Genomic DNA, 21,799 nt, shown 5'->3' on the forward strand with positions numbered 1-21,799 from the left:
AATATGGGCTAACGGATTAGTTATAAAAGTTACGACAGGAGGGGCTTTAATGTTAGATGATGTTCATTTCTTAACCGCCGATGATGAGCCACAACTCAGTCAGTTTTACCAAAGGGTTTGTGCCCAACAAGCCCATGATACCTATAGTCCGGATTGGCATTGGGGTGTGTATCCCAACTCAACGGATCTTGCGAGCATGAGTCATCAGGGTCAGATGATCGGCGGCTTTCAGGACGGACAACTGGTCGCTGCGGGGCGGATTACTCAAGGAGAGCAGGCTGATTATCGTAGTGTTCCGTGGACTTTCCCCGTAGCGGATGAGGACGTTGCGATTTTGCACCTGTTTGCGGTCCATCCCGATTTTCGGGGGCAGGGCGTTTCGTCGGCGATGCTGCAGGCAATTTTAAAAACGCTGCGTGATCAGGGGCGCCGGGTCGTGCACCTCGATGTGATGGCGGGTAATTTACCGGCCGAAAAACTTTATGTCAAAAACGGGTTTACCTTTGCTCAGGAACGGACCCTGCAGTATCAAGATGTGGGGGATACACTGGCACGACTTTTTGAATGTCGACTCTAAAAATGATGCTGATCATTTGATTAGCGGTATTTTTGATGGGTAGTAAGTCTCACAGTTACAAGAAAATTTGTAAGCGGTATAAGTTGTGATGGAAAGTCGAACTGTGTAGACTGAAAACGTAAGCTAATGAAAAACGAGTGTTTTAGAATTTACGAATGCTGATATGACGGGATTGGTTTAGTGTATTCCCCACAGGTGTGGGGGTGATTCTAGTTTGCAAAGGTTCATCTAATTGCTTATTAGGTATTCCCCACAGGTGTGGGGGTGATTCCTATCAATCTACATTTTCGATTGAATCCACTAAGTATTCCCCACAGGTGTGGGGGTGATTCCTATTATATTCAATACAGCAAAGAAGCTGAGCTGTATTCCCCACAGGTGTGGGGGTGATTCCTCCAGGATAAGGCTCTTTGACAAGCTCCCAAAGTATTCCCCACAGGTGTGGGGGTGATTCCTATCAATCTACATTTTCGATTGAATCCACTAAGTATTCCCCACAGGTGTGGGGGTGATTCCTATTATATTCAATACAGCAAAGAAGCTGAGCTGTATTCCCCACAGGTGTGGGGGTGATTCCTCCAGGATAAGGCTCTTTGACAAGCTCCCAAAGTATTCCCCACAGGTGTGGGGGTGATTCCTGCTGATGGTCCAATAAGCGCACGTATTGAAAGTATTCCCCACAGGTGTGGGGGTGATTCTTAATAACGGCGATTTGGATATTGTACCAATTGGTATTCCCCACAGGTGTGGGGGTGATTCTACAAACAGATTACTGGCGATGATTATGTATCAGTATTCCCCACAGGTGTGGGGGTGATTCTAATATCAGCTTCAGACAAGCCCCCTTTATTCTGTATTCCCCACAGGTGTGGGGGTGATTCTAATGGTGTTCTTGATAAAATGACTGACTATGAGTATTCCCCACAGGTGTGGGGGTGATTCCAAGATTGCACATACTTCCCTTATGGGATCATTGTATTCCCCACAGGTGTGGGGGTGATTCCACATTTTCTTCGCCAAACTCATCCTTAGCAGAGTATTCCCCACAGGTGTGGGGGTGATTCTAGTACGTTCGTAGTCTGGTCTACCGACGTAGAGTATTCCCCACAGGTGTGGGGGTGATTCCCTAGTGGTGGTCGTCCACAGGTGAATCATGCTGTATTCCCCACAGGTGTGGGGGTGATTCCATCGCCTCCTACGTCTACTCCGACTGTTGCCGGTATTCCCCACAGGTGTGGGGGTGATTCCTAAGTAACCATCGCCTTCACTAGCCGTTGCTGGTATTCCCCACAGGTGTGGGGGTGATTCCTTTATACTCACCATCTGGAATCACTGCACCAGGTATTCCCCACAGGTGTGGGGGTGATTCTATGAATCATTAAATGCGGACGTTCCAGACGACGTATTCCCCACAGGTGTGGGGGTGATTCCGAACGTTTAGACAATGTCGAAGGCGATGTACGGTATTCCCCACAGGTGTGGGGGTGATTCCTACTGACAGCTTTTTCAGATACGCGCAACCGTGTATTCCCCACAGGTGTGGGGGTGATTCCAAGGCTATGAATTGCTACCGAGAGAGCAAGAGTGTATTCCCCACAGGTGTGGGGGTGATTCCTAGCAGTCACTCAGCCAGTTAGTCAGTGCTTTGTATTCCCCACAGGTGTGGGGGTGATTCTATATTATTGAAGCAATGGCAGAATTGATTAACGTATTCCCCACAGGTGTGGGGGTGATTCTAAAGCTGATAACACTATCGCCATTCATTCCGGGTATTCCCCACAGGTGTGGGGGTGATTCCGGCTTCATGATAACCATCAAAGCTGCATAGATGTATTCCCCACAGGTGTGGGGGTGATTCTACCCCCAGTCACATCACGTGTCGTTTCACCATGTATTCCCCACAGGTGTGGGGGTGATTCCACTTGAGTCAGCCATTATCAAAGGTTCTAAAAGTATTCCCCACAGGTGTGGGGGTGATTCCATATTCATCAGTTGCTTCAATTAAATTGCCAAGTATTCCCCACAGGTGTGGGGGTGATTCCGCTTATTTGATGGGGGTTAGACCATGATGGCAGTATTCCCCACAGGTGTGGGGGTGATTCCAGGATCGACTAATCGATTTTCCATATCATCACAGTATTCCCCACACGTATGGGGTGAATCCATAAAAAACACCTATGACATGCCACTAAATTGGCAGTTCATAGTTTTTTTATCGGTCTCATTGCGGCCAAGCCTGACTCATCATCTCGAGTACCGGCGCTACCCGCTCCCGTTCTGCCTTCAAATAACTCCCGTAAATTGGCATCTGCGCGATGTCGTCACTGATGGGAAGACAAACGCGGTTATCGTCTTGGCTGACCGTCTGGGCGTCGGGTTCTAGGGGCGAAAGATTCGTACTGAAGTAGGGGAAATCGGCATACTTGGTAATTTTGGTGAAGGCGTCACGCTGGGCCTGGTACATGAACTGCGCATCGGGAATTTGAGCTTGGATAATGCCACGCCAGACCCCAATGTCTTGGAGAACTAGGAAACTCAAGCCGCGCAGTTCTTTAAATTGGACCGTGGACTGGTTGGCGTGGTACATGAACTGGTCTAGGTTAACCGCTAGTCGTTCGGTGCCCAGGTAGCACGATTCCACGGTGTTCGTCAGGAGTTCTTGATCAGATAGAACCAGTGTTGCGGCACGACTAGTAAGCTGATCGCTAAGTTGGTCGGTCGGCAGTAACTGGTTGTCGAGTTGTAGAGTTGGAAACTGGGCCTGGATTTTCCGAGCGACCAGTAGGGGACCGGGAAGTGTCGAGCTTAGGGTGAGTCGCTGCTGGCTGCGGTCGAAATTTTGCACCGTGGTTACCAGCTCCCGGTTTAGGGTCAGGAGTTCCTTGGCCTTAGCAACCGCTAATTCGCCGGTGGCCGTCAATAGAATACGGTTGGGCTGCCGGTTGAATAAACGGACGCCTAAATCGTCTTCTAGCTTTTGCATGCCCCGCGTCACCGTCGGTTGGGTCACGTTCAAAGCCGCAGCGGTCTGAGCGAGGGTACCGGTTTGGGCAAACGTCACCAGCTCTTCTAAAAGGTAGTTATCAATCATTGGCATCGGCTCCTTAGTATACGACATTCGTATACTAGTATAGCGAATGAGTAATTTTCACGGCAAGCATTTGCGCTTATGATAGTCCCAGTGAATGAGTCAGAAAGGAACGATTTGATGCCAATACCAACCACAACTTTAAATAACGGAGTCACGATGCCCCAACTCGGCTTTGGAGTGTTCCAGGTCCCAGATTTGGCCGAATGTGAAACGGCCGTGACCGCCGCCATCCAAGCCGGTTACCGGTTAATCGATACCGCCACGGCTTACCAGAACGAAGCCGCTGTCGGCCGGGCTATCGCCAAGAGTGACGTGCCCCGTGAAGAGCTGTTTATCACCTCGAAACTCTGGGTGTCCGATTTCACCTACGAACGGGCGCAAAAGGGAATTGACGCGTCGTTACAGAGACTGGGCCTGGACTACCTGGACCTTTACCTATTACACCAACCCTACGGTGACGTGATGGGTGCCTGGCGTGCGCTGGAAGAAGCCTATCACGCCGGTAAGATTCGGGCCATCGGGGTGTCGAACTTCTACGCCGACCAGTTGAAGAACCTTGAATTGACCATGAACGTTCAACCCGTGATCAACCAAATTGAAGTTAATCCCTGGTACCAACAACCCACGGAAGTTCAATTCAACCAGGACGAAAATGTCCGGGTCGAAGCCTGGGCCCCGTTTGCGGAGGGGAAGCACGGCGTTTTTACCGACCGAACCATTACTAAGATTGCTCAGGCCCACGGCAAAACGACCGGTCAAGTGATCTTACGCTGGTTATTGCAACGGGGAATCACCGTGATTCCTAAGTCGGTTCATGCCGACCGAATGGCCGAAAACTTGGATGTTTTCGATTTTGAACTGACGACCGCCGAAATGAGTACTCTGGCCGGTCTGGACCGTCAGGAAAGTCAATTCTTTGACCACCGCGACCCGGTCACCATTGAACAAATTTTCGGCTCCAGCTTACGTCAACTACACGATTAATGAAGGAGAAACCAAATATGACAACTCCAACGATTCAACTTAACGATGGTCACCAAATTCCCGCTATTGGCTTTGGGACCTTTCAAATTCCCGATGATGGCACCACGTACCAAGCCGTCAAAGACGCCTTAGCCGCAGGTTACCGGCACATTGACACGGCCGTGGCCTATTTCAACGAAGACGAGGTAGGTCGCGCCGTCCGTGATAGTGGCATTCCCCGTGATCAAATCTGGATCACCAGTAAGCTATGGTTGCAGGACTTTGGCTATGAAGCCGCAAGCCGTGCCATTGATAAGTCGCTCCAGCAACTGGGCTTGGACTACATCGATCTCTACTTGATTCACCAACCCTACGGTGACGTGCCAGGCGCTTGGCGGGCCATGGAAGACGCGAAAAAGGCCGGTAAGTTAAAGTCCATTGGGGTCTCCAACATGACGCCCAAGATTTGGAACCAGTTTGTGCCGCAATTTTCGACGATGCCGGCGGTCGACCAAGTCGAATTTAACCCGTACTTTCAGCAAACGGAACTCCGCGACATTTTAAAGGCCCACGACGTGAAGCTAGAAGCCTGGGCACCTCTGGGTCAAGGGAACCAGAACCTGATGCACGAGTCCGTGATCACCCAGCTCGCCGAAAAATACGGCAAGAATGCGGGCCAAATCATTTTACGGTTCGAAAATCAGGAAGGCGTCGTTGTCTTTCCTAAGTCCGTTCATGAAGCCCGAATCAAGAGTAACTTGGACATCTTCGACTTCGAATTGACGGCCGATGAAGTAGCCCAGTTACGGACGTTGGATAAGGGTCAAGGTCAGCACGATCCCGATGCCCCCGGAGTGAAGGAAATGTTGTTAAGCGCGTTTGACGTGCACGCTAACGACTAATTTAAAATGAGCGCTTTCCCACAATAGTCATCTAAGGCTGCAGTCGCACTTTTTGAGAGTGCGACTGCAGCCTTTTGGGTCTCATCAAAAGTGGGGTTAGCGGGTATGGTTGCCAAAAAAATTTAAAATAGTCTGAATCACTTTTTTCACATCAATTAAGGCTCGAGCTAGCCCCTTGAAACTCCCGCACCAGCAATGCTTTTCATGTACAGGTAAATCGATAAACGTCTGTAAAGAACCTGTGAATTTACCTACAAAAAAGCACGCGTTTGAACAGAATTTCAAGGAAGCGCTTTACAAACGTGCAAAAATTAGGTATATTATTGGTGACAAATGAAAGGGGTTTCAAAATAATGACATTAACCACTGAACAACTCGCAAAATACATTGACCACACCAACTTGAAGGCGGACGCCACCGAAGCATCCATTCGCCAAACCTGCGAAGAAGCTAAGCAATTCAACACGGCTTCCGTCTGTGTGAACTCCTACTGGATTCCGTTCGTTGCTGAACAATTAAAGGACAGTTCAGTGAACCCAATCGCCGTTGTCGGCTTCCCACTAGGGGCCATGGCCACGGAAAGTGAAATTTTCGAAGCCACCACGGCCATCGACCAAGGGGCTGAAGAAATCGACATGGTCTTAAACGTCGGTGAAATGAAGTCCGGTAACTTCGAGGTTGTCGAAGAAGACATTAAGGGCTTGGCTAACGCCGTTCACGCCAAGGGTAAGTTGCTCAAGGTTATCTTGGAAACCTGCCTCTTAACTAAGGACGAAATCGTTAAGGCTTGCCAATTAAGTGAAAAGGCCGGCGCCGACTTCGTTAAGACGTCCACTGGGTTCTCCACGGCCGGTGCGAAGTTAGACGACGTGAAGTTGATGCGCGAAACGGTCGGTGACCGCTTAGGCGTCAAGGCTTCCGGTGGGATTCACAGTAAGGAAGAAGCCTTAGCCATGATCGATGCCGGCGCTAGCCGCTTAGGGGTCAGCGCAACGGTTGCGATTTTAACTGGTAAGCCAGCCGAAAAAAAGGCCGGTTACTAAAACATAGTTTGGAAGAAAGCGGGGCAATCAAGGATGAAATTTAAACGAATTTTTGGATTAGTCATGGACTCTGTTGGGACGGGTGCCGCATCCGATTCCATTAAGTACGGCGACGAAGGGGCCGATACCCTGGGCCACGTCGGCGAACACTTTGCCGGCAAGCTGGCTTTGCCGAACTTAGCTAAGATCGGGATCTCGAACCTGCGCGATACGCCAATCGAAGGCGTTCCCGCTGCGACCGATCCCCACGCTTACTACGGCAAGATGCAAGAAATCTCTGCCGGTAAGGATTCCATGGACGGTCACTGGGAAATGATGGGCCTGCCCGTTCGTAAGGCGCTCAGCACGTTCCCGAACGGCTTCCCAGCCGACATCGTTGATAAGCTGGAAAAGTTCTCCGGCCGTAAGGTGATTGGGAACCGGCCAGAATCCGGGACCAAGATCATCGCCGAACTCGGGGAACAACAGATGAAGACCGGGGACCTGATCGTTTACACGTCCGGAGATTCCGTTCTGCAGATTGCCGCGCACGAAGAGGTCATTCCGCTGGACGAACTTTACAAGATTTGTGAATACGCCCGCTCATTAGTGAATGGCCCCGAATACTTAGTGGGTCGGATCATCGCGCGGCCATACGTGGGCCCCGATGCGCAACACTTCACCCGGACGGCCAACCGGCGGGACTTTACGTTGGAACCAACCGACGAAACTGACTTGAACCGTCTGCAAAATGCCGGCGTGCACGTAGTGGGTGTCGGTAAGATCAACGACATCTTCTCCGGTCACGGCATTGACAAAGGCTACCATAACGAAAGCAACATGGACGGGATGGACCACGTCGACCACGTGATGCAAGAAGACTTCACCGGTTTCTGCTTCATCAACCTGGTGGACTTCGATGCGATGTACGGTCACCGGCGGAACCCAGAAGGTTTTGGGAACGCGCTGATGGACTTCGATAAGCGCTTGGGCACCGTGATGGCCAACATGCACGACGACGATCTGTTGATGATCACCGCCGATCACGGGAACGACCCAACTTACCGTGGAACTGACCACACCCGTGAATTTGTGCCGTTAGTGGTTTACTCCCCAAGCTTCAAGCAGGGTGGGAGCCTTGGCATTCGGTCCCCATTCTCCGACTTTGGGGCCACGGTCTTAGATAACTTTGGTGTTAAGGGTAACAATGAAGGACACAGTTTCTTAGCGGATTTGAAATAGTCAACACTAAGGAGGAAATGAATCATGAGTAATCATTTGGAAGCGAAAAAGGGCGACATTGCGGATACGGTCTTAATGCCTGGGGACCCGTTACGGGCCAAGTACATTGCCGAAACGTACCTAGACAATCCGGTATGTTACAACAAAGTGCGGAATGCCTTCGGGTATACCGGGACCTATAAGGGTCACCGGATCTCCGTTCAAGGGACCGGGATGGGGATTCCTTCAATCTCCATCTACGCCCACGAACTGGTCACCGAATACGGTGCTAAGAAGCTCTTCCGGGTCGGGACATCCGGCGGGATGAGCCCCGATGTGCACGTTCGTGACGTGGTTTTAGCCCAAGCCGCAACCACTGATTCTTCCATTATTCACAATATCTTTGGTGGGGGCATCTACTATGCGCCAATCAGTGACTTCGGTCTGTTGGATAACGCCTACCACGCCGCTAAGGACTTGAACATTCCGGTTAAGGTGGGGAACGTCTTGGCCGAAGACCGGTTCTACAACGACGAAATGGACCGGCAAAAGTTGGTTGATTACGGGGTCATTGCGACCGAAATGGAATCTGCAGCGCTCTTCTTGATCGCCGCAAAGTACCACGTCAAGGCAATGTCCGCTCTGACCATTAGTAACCACCTGATTACCGGTGAATCCACGACGCCTGAAGAACGGGAAAAGTCCTTCGATGATATGATTAAAGTCGCCTTGGAAGCCGCTATTCGCTAGATCTTTGGTTAACCGTTCATCCTGAGAGATGACCACCCTGAATCACTAAGGAGGCAACACTATGACTGAGACCACGGATCAACGGATCGCCCAAGGGCTAACCGTCGCGAAGCTGTACTATCAAGCGGACCAAAGTCAAAGTCAGATTGCCCAGCAACTTGGAATCTCCCGGCCCACGGTTTCCCGGCTCTTACAATTTGCCCGGAAACAAGGCCTGGTCCGTATTCAGATTATTGATCCGGTTCAAGACGTGCAGACGCTCGAACAGGCGTTACACGACGCCTACCACGTGGAAGTACACGTGGTCCCGACGCAACTCACGGCAGCTAACGAAGTCCTCAATACCGTTGGGCAGTACGCAGCCCGTTACCTCGAAAGCATCGTGGCGGAACACGATGTCATCGGGATTGGTTGGGGGAAAACAATCTACGCGATTGGCCAAAATTTACAACCCGATACCCTGACGGGGGTGGAGGTGATTCAGCTGAAGGGGAGTGTCAGTTACTCTACGGAGCATACCTACGCGTACGAAAGCATTGATGCCTTTGCCAATGCCTTTCACGCCATGCCCCAGTATCTGCCACTACCGGTGATTTTCGACCACCAACAAACTAAGGAATTGGTGGAAGCGGAACGGCACATTCAATACCTCTTACAGCTGGGTGAAAAAGCCAATATCGCGATTTATTCGGTCGGCACCGTGCGCAACACCGCGCTAGTGTTTCAGCTAGGCTACCTTCAAGAGAAGGAAAAGCGCTACCTGCAACAGCGCGCAGTGGGGGATATTTTCTCCCGGTACATCGATGAAAATGGTGAAATCGTCGATGCCGAGTTGAATCAACGAACCATCGGCATTGAACTAGATAGTTTGCGCCACAAGGACCATTCGATCCTGGTGGCGGCGGGCGATGCCAAAATTCCCGCAGTCAAAGCAGCCTTGCGGGGCGGGTATCCCAATTGCTTGATTATTGATCAACACGCAGCAGCAGAGCTTTTAAAAGCAACAACGTAAGCGACAGGGGCAGTCCGCCAGCCGAACGGCGGCGACTGCCTTTCGCTTATCCAGATAAGCAGTAGACCTGGCGTCCGATGGGGCGTCAATGACTAGAAATGGAGTGACCTAAGCATGAGAATGGTTGACATTATCGATAAGAAACGTAACGGCGGTGAACTGACAAAAGAAGAAATCCAAACCTTCGTTGACGGGGTCGTTTCCGGTGAAATTCCCGATTACCAAACCAGTGCCTTTCTGATGGCGACCTACTTCAAGGACATGACCGATGCGGAACGTTCCGAATTGACCATGGCCATGATGAAGTCTGGTGACCACCTGGACCTCTCAAGTATCGACGGCATCAAGGCCGACAAGCACTCGACCGGTGGGGTGGGTGACAAGACCAGTATTCCGTTGGCCCCAATCGTGGCGGCCTTAGGAATTCCGGTACCCATGATTTCCGGCCGGGGGTTAGGCCATACCGGTGGGACCTTGGATAAATTGGAAGCGATTCCAGGTTACACGGTTGAAATCAGCGAAAAGGACTTCCTCAAGCAGGTCCAAGACGTCAAGTGTGCCATTGTCGGGGCTACCGGGAACATCGCTCCGGCCGACAAGAAGATCTACGCCTTACGGGACGTCACCGACACGGTGGACTCCATTCCGTTGATTGCCAGCTCCATCATGAGCAAGAAGATTGCTTCCGGCACCGACGCCTTAGTCATCGACGTCAAGACCGGTTCCGGGGCCTTCATGAAGACCTTGGACGACTCGCGGGAATTAGCCCACGCGTTGGTTGAAATCGGTAAAGGGGTTGGCATGGATTGCATGGCCATCATCTCCGACATGAACCAACCGTTAGGGAACGCTATCGGGAACGCCTTGGAAATCAAGGAATCTATCGACATCCTGAAGGGGAACGGACCGAAGGACATTACCGACCTTGTCTTGACCTTAGGGGCCCACATGGTCGTGATGGCCAAGAAGGCCGACAACCTGGACGATGCACGCAAGATGTGTGAACAAACCATTACCGATGGTTCTGCCCTCAAGAAGTTTGGCGACATGGTGGCTACTCAAGGTGGGGACCGCAACGTGGTTGACCACCCAGAAATCATGCCTCAAGCCAAGTTCAAGATTGACTTGCCTGCTAAGACGGCTGGGGTGGTCAGCAAGGTCGCAGCCGACGAAATGGGGATTGCCTCCATGTTACTCGGTGGTGGTCGGCAAAAGGCTGACGACAAGCTGGATTACGCGGTCGGCATCATGATGAACAAGAAGATCGGTGACCAGGTCAAGGAAGGCGAACCCCTGTTGACCATCTACAGTGACCGTGAAGACGTGGACGACATCAAGCAGTTGTTGTACGACAACATCGAAATCAGCGACCACGCCGAACCCATTACGTTGATTCACGAAACGATTCGGTAGAATTATTTCAAAATCTAGTTTGTCGAACTAGCAGCTTCAGCGCTTCCGGACCAGTCAGCAATGGGCTGGAACGGGTGTAACCTTAGTCGATTATTCAAATCGATTAGGATAGCGGTTTACGAATAAGCACGACCTAAGAGACGGTGTCGGAACGAGTGTTCTGATGGCGTCTCTTTTTGACGGTTAAGCTGCTGACCTTTTTACCTCCTGGACGTCCTAAAATGGGCGGGTTAACGGACGCATGGATCCTCCCCAAATTGCCCGATTTTGAGTCTTGGTTTGGCCCGTCACCGTGTCCGGCGACCGGCAAAAATAAAAGTTGCGTTTTTCGCAAAAAAATTAAGCCAGATTAGTGACAGAACCGCCGCTTTTGGCTAAACTTTAGGTAAATGGGTTATTTGCAGTCAGGGGATGTTACCGCCATGCTGGAAAACTTATTAGCGGTTATTCGAGAAGAAAATTTATCAGAGCAACTGTATCATAGTTTAGTCGGAATTAAATTGACGGAACAACGGGTTGACCAGCAGGGGCAGCTTAGTCGTCGTCCCCAACCGCACGCCTGGGCTAACCGACCGGATCACCCGTATTTACGGGGAGGACGCCGACCAAGCCAAATCACCGTGGTGACGGAACCCAATCCCAATATTGGGGGCATCCTAGATCGGTTAGATACGCTACAGACGGTGGCTTACCGGTCTTTAGAGGGGGACGATCGCATCTGGCCGTTGACCATGCCACCGGTGATTGATGCCGCCGAACTGGCCAGTGCCGGGGCGGGCCATCAAGCCGACTGGTTGACCGGGGTTAAGCTTAGCTATAGTCTGCCGGATCCGGTGATTCATCGGCTCTACAGTCATTACACGGCTGATTTTGATTCCGTGGTGGCGTTTAAAAACGAGCTTTATTTCCGGGTTGCCCAGAACTTCGTCCGTTACCAGTGGTTGCTGACCTATCTCTTTGGGGGGGCGCCCTTAGCCGAGAAAGGATTCTTGGACACGTTACCGGAGATTCCGCAACGTCCGGTCCGCAGTCTGCGGCACTGTGGCGCCTTTCCGACGGGGACGCCGGTGACCTACACCTCACTGGGAGCCCATCTCGGGGCACTCCAACGGTTAGCGGCCACCGGTGACGCGACGCCCGCCGGTCCCGTAACGCTGAAGGGCCAACCGACGCCGCAGGACTTCTTGACCGGCGGCATTGGGTACCTGGAGTTTAACGGTTTCGACAACACGCCGTTTACCGCTAACGGGGTTAGTCGCCACGCGTTGTACTTCTTAAAGACCTTCATGATTTATCTGTTGATCACGCCACTACCGACCACCAACCTGGCGGCGGTGTTGGCGGCGGCCCGGCAGCAAAATACCGCTGTGGCCTTAGAACAACCGGACCAACCGACGCAGTTTCAGACGGCCGGCGAGGAAATCTTTCAGGCCATGGAAACCATGGCCCACGACCTGCACGCCCATACGGAACAGTGGGGAGCCATTGACGATTTAGCCGAAGTCTTAACCCATCCGGAGTTGACTCCGGCGGCCAAGATCATGACCCACGTTACGGACCAGAGCCTGATGGATTACGGGTTACGGGTCGCTAACGCTTGGCGGTACCAGCGCCTGAACAGTGACGCCTTGCTACCGGTGTACCGGGACCTGAATGCCCGTTGCCAACAGTTCATCCTCACGGCGATGCAGGCGGGGGTCCAATTCTACCAGGTCAAGGACGAATTTGGGGCCGACCTGTTGATGTTCACGTATCAGGGGGTCACCCAGGTTTTACAAGAACGGGATACGCAGACCAAGACGCCGCGTAAACAACTACAGGCGTTGTTCCCCGAATTGCAATTTTAAACTAAAGGAAGTGGCGGCGTGGAACTCCGGCTACTACGATATTTTTGGACAATCGCGGAAGAGGAAAATATTTCGCGGGCGGCGACGATTTTACACGTGACGCAGCCAACGTTAAGTCGCCAATTAAAGGAATTAGAAACGCAGCTCGGCACCCCGTTGTTTGAGCGGCAAAGTAAGGGACTCGTGCTCACCGAGGCGGGTCTCTTTTTGAAAAGTCGGGCCGCCGAAATCTTACAGCTGACCCAGCAGACGGAGCAGGAATTTGCCAACCGGCGCCAACAGCTCTTCAGTGGTCACGTGGCCGTAGGGTGTGTTGAAGCCGATAACTCCGATACCCTAGCGATGATGCTGGAAGACTTCGTGAGTGATTATCCCCAAGTGACCTTTCACATCTTCAGTAGTGCCAGTGACATTATCACCGATCAGCTGGACAAGGGCTTACTCGACGTGGCCATCTTATTAGAGCCGGTCAATACCGACAAATACGCGACGCTGACGCTTCCCCGCACCGAAACCTGGGGGCTGTTAGTGGCCGCCGATGCCTTTTTGGCCCGCCAAGCTGATGTGACGCCGAGTGATCTGGCCGGGATGCCGTTAATGGTATCCAACCGGCCGGAGGTCCAACGATTATTGACCGATTGGTCGGGATTGACCCGCGAGCAGCTCAATATTGTAGGCACCTATAACCTGAGCTTTAACGTCCTGCCGCTGGTGGCTCACCAGGTGGCCGCGGCGTTAATGATTGCGGGGGCGGTGACTAACCGGCAACCGGCCGAAACGCGGTTCATCCCGCTTAAGCCAACCATCCAGACCAACTGCGTGTTGGTCTGGCGCAAGGACCGGGTTTTGACGCCGGTCGTGACCGAATTCATTCATTACTTTCAAGACGCGTTCGCCAACTAGGCGGCGCGTTTTTTGGTGGCCTCAAATCACGTATTGGTATGCTCATAAGGCATTGAATCGAAATTAACAAGCATTAGACCTATGACAGTTTCGGTCGTACACTAGGTTTTGTTATCAGGGCGCAACGTTAAAGGAGGGGTGCCGATGATTGCATTAATCGAGTTTTCATTGCCCGGGGAAACTCTGGTTCACGGCCCAACCCCGGTGGTTCACGTGGGGCATACGGCCCGGGTTGCCCGGTTACTGGGTGACCGACTGAACGTATCGCCGCTAAGCTTACAGCCGCAGACGACTTATCCGGTCGATTACGAGGCGGTGTTGCGCCGGGCCAAGTTAGAGTTAACCGGTCAGGCGTTACCGGCCATTCAACCGTTATCGAGTACGACGCTGCAAGCCCCGATTTGGTTTCTGGGCTATCCCATCTGGTTCGGCCACGTGCCCCGCGTTATCGCCACGTTACTGACCCAGGTGCCAACACCCCCGAAAGTGATCTATCCATTTGTCACCCACGAGGGCAGCGGCCTGGGTCAGAGTATGGCCGACTTGCAGCGGTTGTGTCCGACTGCCGTGGTCCAACCCGGCTTACCGATTCGGGGGTCGCGGGTTGCCCGGGCGGCCCCGGCCGTGGACCATTGGCTCCAATCCTATTTTGATCAACCCAGCATTCAATCAAAGGAGATCTAAGTTATGACCGTTAAAGATAAAGTTATCGTGATTACCGGTGCGTCTTCCGGTATTGGTGAAGCTAGTGCTAAGCTCTTGGCCCACAATGGGGCTAAGGTCGTCTTGGGAGCCCGGCGAGCCGACCGACTCCAAGCCATCGTTCAGTCCATTGAAGCAGCGGGTGGTCACGCCACCTACCGCGTCACCGACGTCACCCAGCCGACTACGGTGCAGGCCCTGGTCGACCACGCCAAAACCACCTTTGGCGGCTTGGACGTCATTTTCAATAACGCTGGTATTATGCCCAATTCCCCAATCAGTGCGTTGCACGTCGACGAATGGAACGCGATGATCGACATTAATTTAAAGGGAGTTCTCAACGGTGTGGCGGCCGTGATGCCGACCTTTACCGCCCAAAAACACGGGCAAATCATCACCACGTCGTCGGTCGCCGGCATCAAGAGTTTTGCCGGTTCCGGGGTTTACGGCGCGACCAAGTTCGCCGTGCGCAACCTGATGGAGGTCATTCGGATGGAAAGTGCCCAGGAAGGCACCAACATTTGGACCGCATCGCTCTACCCGGCGGCCATCAACACCGAACTACTGCACACGATTACCGATCAAACCACGGCGACCGGGATGCAACAATTCTACGATGCCGTGGGGATTACCCCGGATGCCGTCGCCCGGGTGGTTAATTTTGCGGTTGACCAACCCGCAGACGTGAACGTCAACGAATTTACGATTTACCCCACCAAACAGGCTTAATTTTAGGAGGAAACGAATTATGGCTAAAAACGAAAACATCAAGAATGGTATTTTTCCCATGGGTCCCCAGAACGACGCGTACGCTAAGTTCTTCACCGGTCAGAGTTACTTACAAGGTTTAGTCAACGACCCCGACGTTAGTGTCGGCGTCGGCAACGTGACCTTCGAACCCGGGTGCCGGAACAACTGGCACATTCACCACGACGGCTTCCAGATCTTATTGGTAACCGGTGGGGAAGGCTGGTACCAAGAAGCCGGTCAGCCCGCGCGGCACTTGACGGCCGGTGACGTGGTCGTGACTCACGACGGCGTCAAGCACTGGCACGGGGCCACTAAGGATAGCTGGTTCTCCCACATCGCCATCACGGCGGGCACGCCAGAATGGCTCGAACCGGTATCGGACGAAGAATACGCCGCTGTGGAAGGAGAGAAGTAAGATGGCCGCAAAACAAACTGCGGGTCGCGATAACCTGGGGGATTTTGCCCCGAAATTCGCTGAATTAAACGATGACGTCTTATTTGGGGAAGTCTGGTCCCGCGAGGACAAGTTGTCCGCCCGTGACCGGAGTCTGATCACGGTGGCCAGCCTGTTAACGCAGGGCGTTCCCCAATTAGAGGCTCACATGAAGATCGCCAAACAACACGGGGTGACTAAAGATGAAATGGTCGAATTGATCACCCATCTGGCGTTCTACGCCGGTTGGCCCAAGGCGTGGTCCGCGTTTGGCTTAGCCCAGAAAATTTACCAGGATTAAACCAACTTAAACCTAGATTCAATGCTTAAAAGGCGTAACGTCACTGCCCCAAGGGGTGGATGTTACGCCTTTTTGTGGTTTGAGATGTCAGACTAATGAGTGGATTGACGGTGCTTTTGGTGCCAGAAGTAGACGGGGAGACCCAAAAGGGTGAGAGCCAGCCCGGTGACGGCTAACCCCGTTTCGGTGATCAGGGTCGTCACCAGGATGAAGAGGCCCCCGATCAACGCAACCAACGGAATCACGGGGTAACCGGGAACCCGGTACGGCCGGACCATGTCGGGCTCGCGGTGGCGGAGTTTGAAGACCGCCAGGAAGATCAGACAGTTAAACACCCACATCACGAAGACTAGCATGTCGGTCAACAGATCGAAGCTTCCCAGAACCATCATGATCAGGGCAATCCCAATCTGCACGCTACCGGCAAAGTCGGGCACGTAGGTCCGCCGCGAGAGTCGCCGAAAGTAGGTCGAAAATGGTAGGCTATCCTCTTCGGCCATGGCAAATGGCACGCGCATCCCGGTCAGCGTATACCCGTTAATGGCGCCGTAGACCGAAATCAGAATCCCGATGGTCACCAGCTTACCGCCCATCTGACCGAACAGACGCATAGCGGCGTCGGCGGCCGAGTTTTGGTTGCCGGCGATGGCGTCAATCGGTAAGGTTCGTAAGACGACCAGGTTGACCAAAGTGTAGACCACCGTGATGGCGGCCAGTCCCAAGACGATGGCGCGGGGCAGGTCACGTTCGGGTTTCTTCATCTCCCCGGCGATGTTGCCAATGCTGATCCAACCGTCGTAGGCAAACATGGTGGCCAGTAGGCTGGACGCAAAGGCCTTCCCCCAATTAAGATGGTCGCCGGTGACAATCGGCCAGAGTGGAACGGCCGTATGAGCCGGTGCCAGCAAGCCGAAAATCACGATAATGGCGATGGGAATCAACTTGAACACCAGCGCGACGGATTGGAGTCGGCCCCCGGCCCGGGCCCCTAGGAAATTAATCCCGGTGATGCTGACCCCACATAAAATGGCGATGGGTAATTGCCAATTGGTCGCCACGTGAAAGAGGGCGACGAACTGGGTCCCGAAGATAATGGAAAGGGCAGCGATATTTGCGGGGTAGTAGACCAGGATCTGGGCCCACCCCATCAAAAAGCCCACGGGTTTACCGTAGGCGTATTCTAGGTACCGCATGGCGCCCCCGGTCTTGGGGATGGCTGCGGCTAATTCGGCACTGGTCAGGCCGGCACAGATGGTTAAGAGTCCCCCAAAGACCCAGGCCAGTAAGGTCATGTTGGCGGAATGGTTCGCCGCCACCACACTAGCGGTTTTAAAGAATACGCCACCCCCGATGACCGTGCCCATCACGGTCGCCAGAGCGGTAAATGTCCCAATTTCGCGGCGTAATGCCTTTGCCAAAATTACGATGCCTCTTTTCTCTAAATTGACTGATTCGACAATTATAGCACGAAATTTCGGGCGTTGACGGTTGAAATCACCGGGGATCATGATGTAACCGGATACAAATCAATTTGCTGAAATTAAGGGGCGGGGGACTAACGACGCACGCCGAGTAAGCAAAAAGGACGCGGCCAAATAGCCGCGTCCCGGTCAATTAAAAAGTCAGGGTTAATGAATCACTAAGCTCAGTAACAGGACGATGATGATGCCGACCACCGAAATGACCGTTTCGAGCACGGTCCAGATACTCAACGTCTGCTTGACCGATAAGTCAAAGTATTCCTTGAACATCCAGAAACCGGCATCGTTGACGTGCGAGGCGGCTAAGGAACCGGCCCCGATGGCGAGCACCATCAGTGCGGGTGCCACGCCGGCCTGGGCCATCAGTGGGGCTACAATTCCGGCAGCGGTTAACGCCGCTACGGTAGCGGATCCTAAGGCCACCCGTAAGACGACGGCCACCAGCCAGCCCAATAGCAGGGGCGACATGTTGGAGTTGACGAAGATCTTCGCCACTTCTTGCCCAACCCCGCCATCGATGAGGACCTGTTTGAAGGCCCCCCCACCACCGATAACCAGCAGCAGCATGGCGATGGACTTGACCGCGTCTTCCAGCGTTTGCATGATGTCGGCGGTCTTGCGGTTCCGGCGCCAACCCATGGTGAACATGGCGACCAACAGCGAAATCAACATGGCCATGGCGGGATCCCCAATCAGCGCCACGATTTGATCGAGCATGGTGGCGTTCTTGGTCGGGGTGGCGCCGCCGTTGACGGTCATCTTGTAGATGGTGGTAATCGCCATCAGGATAACCGGGAAGAGGGACGTGAGAACGGATAACCCAAAGCTAGGGGCGTCTTCGGGTTTGATGGTTTTGACCTCGCCTAACGACGAGAGGTTACCCTTGCGCTCAAAGGCGCTGGGCGCAAACTTGCGGGCCAGCTTGGTAAAGACCGGACCGGCGATGATGGCCGCCGGAATCGCGACCACCAGACCTAACAACAGAATTTCCCCGTCGTTGGCCTTCAGGACCGCCGCAATGGCAACCGGGGCCGGGTGCGGGGGTAAGAACCCGTGGGTGACGGACAATGCGGCCGCCATCGGGATCCCTAAGTAGAGAATCGGGACGTTGGCTTCCAACGCAATCGCAAAGACAATGGGAATTAAGAGAACCAGCCCAACTTCGAAGAAGAGGGCGATCCCGATAATAAAGGAGGCGAGCATAATGGCAACTTGCAACCGTTGCTTACCGAACTTATCGATCAGCGTGGTGGCAATCACGTTGGCCCCACCGGCATCGGCGACTAACCGGCCCAACATGGCCCCGAACCCGAAGACCAGGGACAATTCCCCCAATTGACTACCAATCCCAGCTTCGATGGTCGTCATGATCTTGGTCAGGTTCATGCCCAACAGGAGGGCGGTTAAGACGGACGTCATAATCAGTGAGACGAAGGTGTTGATCTTGAAACGAATAATGAGGACTAATAGAAAGATGACCCCAATGACAAGTGCAATTAATTCCATAAGAAGTAAGCCCTTTCATCTTAGATATTTTTGAAAGGCTAGCACCCCTATACTAGCCTGCCTATGAGCAATTCACATTATACTGGATAGCACACAATTTGTATATTAAAGAACCTTCCTAACTTTCAAAAACGCGAGAGTTAGAAAGGTTCTTTTCAGAAAATGCGTAAATTAGTGTTTTTCGGTAGTTTGTTGCGGGTGTTTTCGCTGGAATTCCGCAATGTTCTTGTATTCGGATTGCAATTGCCGGCTTAACCGGATGTAGATTGGGACCAACGCCCGGTAAGCTTCGAACGTGTCGGGGTTCGGGTGGTGCACGTTAGCGACCCCGATGAAGTTCTTAACCTGGGCCAAGTCATCGATCAACCCTAACGAATACATTCCTAACGTCGCAGCGCCTAAGGCCGTTCCTTCAGGACTTTCGGGAATCGTGACGTCTTGTTCGAAGATGTCGGCCAACATTTGCCGCCAGAGCGCGGAGCGGGCGAACCCACCAGTGGCTTGGATGCTAGATGGCTTGCCGACGACTTCTTCTAAGGCCAGCATCACGGTGTAGAGGTTGTAGACAATCCCTTCCAGCGCGGCCCGGACCATGTGGGCCCGTGAATGCGTCCGCGTCAAGCCGAAGAAGGATCCGCGGGCGTTGGCGTCCCAGATAGGGGCCCGTTCGCCACCCAAGAAAGGATGGAAAATCAGCCCGTCGGAACCGGCCGGAATCTTGGATGCAATTTCGGTCAGCAGGTCGTAAGAGTCAACCTTCATTTGTTCGGCAGTAATCTTTTCGGGCGCGAAGAGTTGATCGCGGACCCACCGGAAGACAATCCCCCCGTTGTTGACCGGCCCACCGACGACCCAACGGCCCTCGGAGAGGTAGTAGCAGAAGACCCGGCCCTTAGGGTCAATCTTCGGCTTGTCGGTCACGACCCGCACGGCGCCAGACGTCCCGATGGTTACGGCGACAACACCAGGGTTGATGGCGTTAACTCCCAGGTTGGCTAACGGACCATCGGAAGCACCCATGACGAATGGGGTGTTGGGATCCATTCCGATGACGCCGGCGTAATCGGCCTTCATCCCGGAGATTTGATCCGTGGTATCGACCAGCTTGGGTAATTGGTCGCGGGTGATGCCGGCCACTTGTAAGGCTTGGTCGTCCCAGTCCATCTTGAAGATGTTGAACAGCCCCGTGGCGTTAGCGATGGAGTAGTCTTCCTGTAAGACACCGAATAGCTTGTAAATGACGTATTCCTTGATCCCGACGAACCACCGCGCCTGCTTGAACAGGTCTGGTTGTTCGTTGCGTAACCAAATTAACTTGCTTAACGGCGTCATCGGGTGAATTGGCGTCCCGGTCTTTTCGTACAATTGCTTACCCACACCGTTTTCACGGAGTTCGTCGGCGTATTGAACGGCCCGGTTGTCGGCCCAGGTGATGGCGCGCGTCAAAGGTTTGTGGTTGTCGTCTAATAAAATCAGACTGTGCATGGCGGCGGAGAACGAAACCCCGTGTAAGGTCCCATGCTTCAGGTCAGCCTTGCGAATGACCGTGGTTAATCCGTCAATAATTGCGGAGAAGATTTCTTCGGGATCTTCTTCCGCCATATCGGGGACATCTTGGTAGAGGGGATACAAGTTATTAGAATACCCCTGCATCTTTCCGTCAGTGTCGTACAATACCGTCTTCACACTGGTTGTCCCAATGTCGACGCCAATCATGTAGTCCATAAAACTCTTCCTTTCGTGGTAACTCGTTTAAGTCGCATGCACTGCTACTTAGGAGACATTATCGCCGGGTAAGTAACGCTAAATCCGCCGTCGGGACCTTCAAAACCCAACTAGAAAACGTTATCATGGATAGCGTACTGGGTCGCTTGGCGAAAAGCAAGCGTTATCCCTTCGTTTAACCTGGCTTAAATGCCATTTTAGACAAAGAGGCCCCCGAAGGCAATGCTGTTTATTATATGTAAAAAAGTTTCACTTTTCAAGTGGGGTGTTGTAAAATATTTACAAAAAGATTTTTAAAACCAGAAGGGTGATGGTGGTTATCGCACGTTCAGCATTGGGTAAACTGCGCGGAAAGTATGACAGTTTATCCACCACAGAAAAGAGGATTGCGCAACTCGCGCTCAACAGTCCGTCGGCGGTCAGTGAGATGACCATTCGCGAACTTGCGAGTGCGGCCGGGGCGTCGACCGCGTCGATCTCGCGGTTCGTCAAGCGCCTGGGGTACGCTAACTACCGGGAGTTTACCATGGAGTTGGCCCACGTGGTTGTCGTTGACGCGCACGAGGGGGCCAAGTTATTTAAAGAACTGGGCGAAGGGGACTCGTTAGGCGTCATTGCCAACAAGGTTTTCCATTCGTCCATGGCCTCCCTGGAAGCCACGAACGACGCGCTGAGCGAAAACGACATTGCTCGGGCGGTCCTGAAGTTAATCAATGCCGGCACCGTGAACTTCTTCGGTCTGGGGGGGTCGTCGATTGCGGCCCTAGACGGGTACCATAAGTTCATTCGGACCTCGCTGAACGTGGCTTACCATCCCGATTACGATATTCAATTGATGCAGGCAGCCAAGTTGACCGCCGACGATTGTGCCGTGGTGATCTCCCACTCCGGGAAAAACTATGAAACTATTCAGATCGTGAAGGAATTAAAAGCCAACCACGTGCCCATTATCGGCATTACCAGTTACAGCGGATCGCCGTTAGCCCGGGCGGCGACGGTGACGCTGCTATCGCTGACCGATGAGATTAAGTACCGCTCCGAGGGGATGTACTCGTTAATCTCACAAATTGCCATTCTAGACAGCCTATTTATGATGACGGTTTTGCGCAGTTCGTCGCGTACTCAGCCGGTTTTGATGCACGTCCGGGACGTGATTGAACGAACCCGTGAAGAACCTTAAGGTGGTCATGGTATAATAGT

19 protein-coding genes and 1 CRISPR repeat array are annotated in these 21,799 nt (G+C 52.9%); of the genes, 15 read left to right on the forward strand and 4 right to left on the reverse strand.

The window, feature by feature from the left end; genetic code table 11:
- The first annotated feature begins 49 nt into the window (after positions 1 to 49).
- The gene (locus RI501_RS05205) at positions 50 to 577 is read left to right on the forward strand and encodes a GNAT family N-acetyltransferase (RefSeq protein ID WP_313820661.1); all 528 of its coding nucleotides are present in this window, start codon (positions 50 to 52) and stop codon (positions 575 to 577) included.
- Between the two features lie 182 nt (positions 578 to 759).
- Positions 760 to 2,679: a CRISPR direct-repeat array (repeat unit 28 nt; unit sequence GTATTCCCCACAGGTGTGGGGGTGATTC).
- Positions 2,680 to 2,798: 119 nt separating this feature from the next.
- On the opposite strand, the gene RI501_RS05210 is transcribed toward RI501_RS05205, so the two are convergent.
- Positions 2,799 to 3,668, reverse strand: a complete 870-nt coding sequence (locus RI501_RS05210) for a LysR family transcriptional regulator (RefSeq protein ID WP_313820662.1) — start codon at positions 3,666 to 3,668, stop codon at positions 2,799 to 2,801.
- A gap of 117 nt (positions 3,669 to 3,785) precedes the next feature.
- On the opposite strand from RI501_RS05210, the gene RI501_RS05215 reads away from it, so the two are divergent.
- The 13 genes from RI501_RS05215 to RI501_RS05275 all read left to right on the forward strand — a co-directional run bounded on the left by RI501_RS05215 (position 3,786) and on the right by RI501_RS05275 (position 15,887).
- The gene (locus RI501_RS05215) at positions 3,786 to 4,652 is read left to right on the forward strand and encodes an aldo/keto reductase (RefSeq protein ID WP_313820663.1); all 867 of its coding nucleotides are present in this window, start codon (positions 3,786 to 3,788) and stop codon (positions 4,650 to 4,652) included.
- A 17-nt stretch (positions 4,653 to 4,669) separates the two neighbouring features.
- Positions 4,670 to 5,533 (forward strand): aldo/keto reductase, encoded by an 864-nt coding sequence (locus tag RI501_RS05220; RefSeq protein ID WP_313820664.1) that lies wholly within the window; start codon positions 4,670 to 4,672, stop codon positions 5,531 to 5,533.
- A 353-nt stretch (positions 5,534 to 5,886) separates the two neighbouring features.
- On the forward strand, positions 5,887 to 6,576 hold the full coding sequence (gene deoC, locus RI501_RS05225) for a deoxyribose-phosphate aldolase (RefSeq protein WP_313820665.1): 690 nt from the start codon (positions 5,887 to 5,889) through the stop codon (positions 6,574 to 6,576).
- Positions 6,577 to 6,609: 33 nt separating this feature from the next.
- A complete protein-coding gene (locus tag RI501_RS05230; protein ID WP_313820666.1) occupies positions 6,610 to 7,797 on the forward strand; it encodes a phosphopentomutase in 1,188 nt (395 codons plus the stop codon).
- A gap of 24 nt (positions 7,798 to 7,821) precedes the next feature.
- Positions 7,822 to 8,526 (forward strand): purine-nucleoside phosphorylase, encoded by a 705-nt coding sequence (deoD, locus tag RI501_RS05235; protein WP_313820667.1) that lies wholly within the window; start codon positions 7,822 to 7,824, stop codon positions 8,524 to 8,526.
- Positions 8,527 to 8,587: 61 nt separating this feature from the next.
- Complete coding sequence (locus RI501_RS05240) at positions 8,588 to 9,538, forward strand: sugar-binding transcriptional regulator (RefSeq protein ID WP_313820668.1); 951 nt, start codon at positions 8,588 to 8,590, stop codon at positions 9,536 to 9,538.
- A 114-nt stretch (positions 9,539 to 9,652) separates the two neighbouring features.
- Positions 9,653 to 10,951, forward strand: coding sequence for a pyrimidine-nucleoside phosphorylase (locus RI501_RS05245; protein WP_313820669.1), 1,299 nt, complete (start codon positions 9,653 to 9,655; stop codon positions 10,949 to 10,951).
- 422 nt (positions 10,952 to 11,373) lie between these two features.
- Entirely contained in the window at positions 11,374 to 12,798 is a 1,425-nt protein-coding gene (locus RI501_RS05250) for a gamma-glutamylcysteine synthetase (RefSeq protein WP_313820670.1), read from the forward strand.
- A gap of 18 nt (positions 12,799 to 12,816) precedes the next feature.
- Positions 12,817 to 13,701 (forward strand): LysR family transcriptional regulator, encoded by an 885-nt coding sequence (locus tag RI501_RS05255; RefSeq protein ID WP_313820671.1) that lies wholly within the window; start codon positions 12,817 to 12,819, stop codon positions 13,699 to 13,701.
- Positions 13,702 to 13,845: 144 nt separating this feature from the next.
- Complete coding sequence (locus RI501_RS05260) at positions 13,846 to 14,385, forward strand: flavodoxin (RefSeq protein WP_313820672.1); 540 nt, start codon at positions 13,846 to 13,848, stop codon at positions 14,383 to 14,385.
- Between the two features lie 3 nt (positions 14,386 to 14,388).
- A complete protein-coding gene (locus RI501_RS05265; RefSeq protein ID WP_313820673.1) occupies positions 14,389 to 15,132 on the forward strand; it encodes an SDR family oxidoreductase in 744 nt (247 codons plus the stop codon).
- A 19-nt stretch (positions 15,133 to 15,151) separates the two neighbouring features.
- Complete coding sequence (locus RI501_RS05270; protein WP_313820674.1) at positions 15,152 to 15,568, forward strand: cupin domain-containing protein; 417 nt, start codon at positions 15,152 to 15,154, stop codon at positions 15,566 to 15,568.
- Between the two features lies 1 nt (position 15,569).
- Positions 15,570 to 15,887 carry a carboxymuconolactone decarboxylase family protein gene (locus tag RI501_RS05275; RefSeq protein WP_313820675.1) on the forward strand — a complete coding sequence of 106 codons (318 nt, stop codon included), beginning with the start codon at positions 15,570 to 15,572 and terminating at the stop codon, positions 15,885 to 15,887.
- A gap of 92 nt (positions 15,888 to 15,979) precedes the next feature.
- Here RI501_RS05275 and RI501_RS05280 read toward each other — a convergent pair whose 3' ends face one another.
- The 3 genes from RI501_RS05280 to gntK form a co-directional block, all read right to left on the reverse strand.
- The gene (locus tag RI501_RS05280) at positions 15,980 to 17,308 is read right to left on the reverse strand and encodes an APC family permease (protein ID WP_313823146.1); all 1,329 of its coding nucleotides are present in this window, start codon (positions 17,306 to 17,308) and stop codon (positions 15,980 to 15,982) included.
- A gap of 207 nt (positions 17,309 to 17,515) precedes the next feature.
- Entirely contained in the window at positions 17,516 to 18,874 is a 1,359-nt protein-coding gene (locus RI501_RS05285; RefSeq protein ID WP_313820676.1) for a gluconate:H+ symporter, read from the reverse strand.
- A gap of 171 nt (positions 18,875 to 19,045) precedes the next feature.
- Entirely contained in the window at positions 19,046 to 20,599 is a 1,554-nt protein-coding gene (gntK, locus tag RI501_RS05290; protein ID WP_313820677.1) for a gluconokinase, read from the reverse strand.
- Positions 20,600 to 20,912: 313 nt separating this feature from the next.
- Between gntK and RI501_RS05295 the strand changes: the two genes are divergently transcribed.
- Positions 20,913 to 21,779 (forward strand): MurR/RpiR family transcriptional regulator, encoded by an 867-nt coding sequence (locus RI501_RS05295; protein WP_313820678.1) that lies wholly within the window; start codon positions 20,913 to 20,915, stop codon positions 21,777 to 21,779.
- Positions 21,780 to 21,799: the final 20 nt, after the last annotated feature.

Origin of the sequence: Levilactobacillus zymae (assembly GCF_032190635.1) — a bacterium.
Lineage (GTDB): Bacteria > Bacillota > Bacilli > Lactobacillales > Lactobacillaceae > Levilactobacillus > Levilactobacillus zymae_A.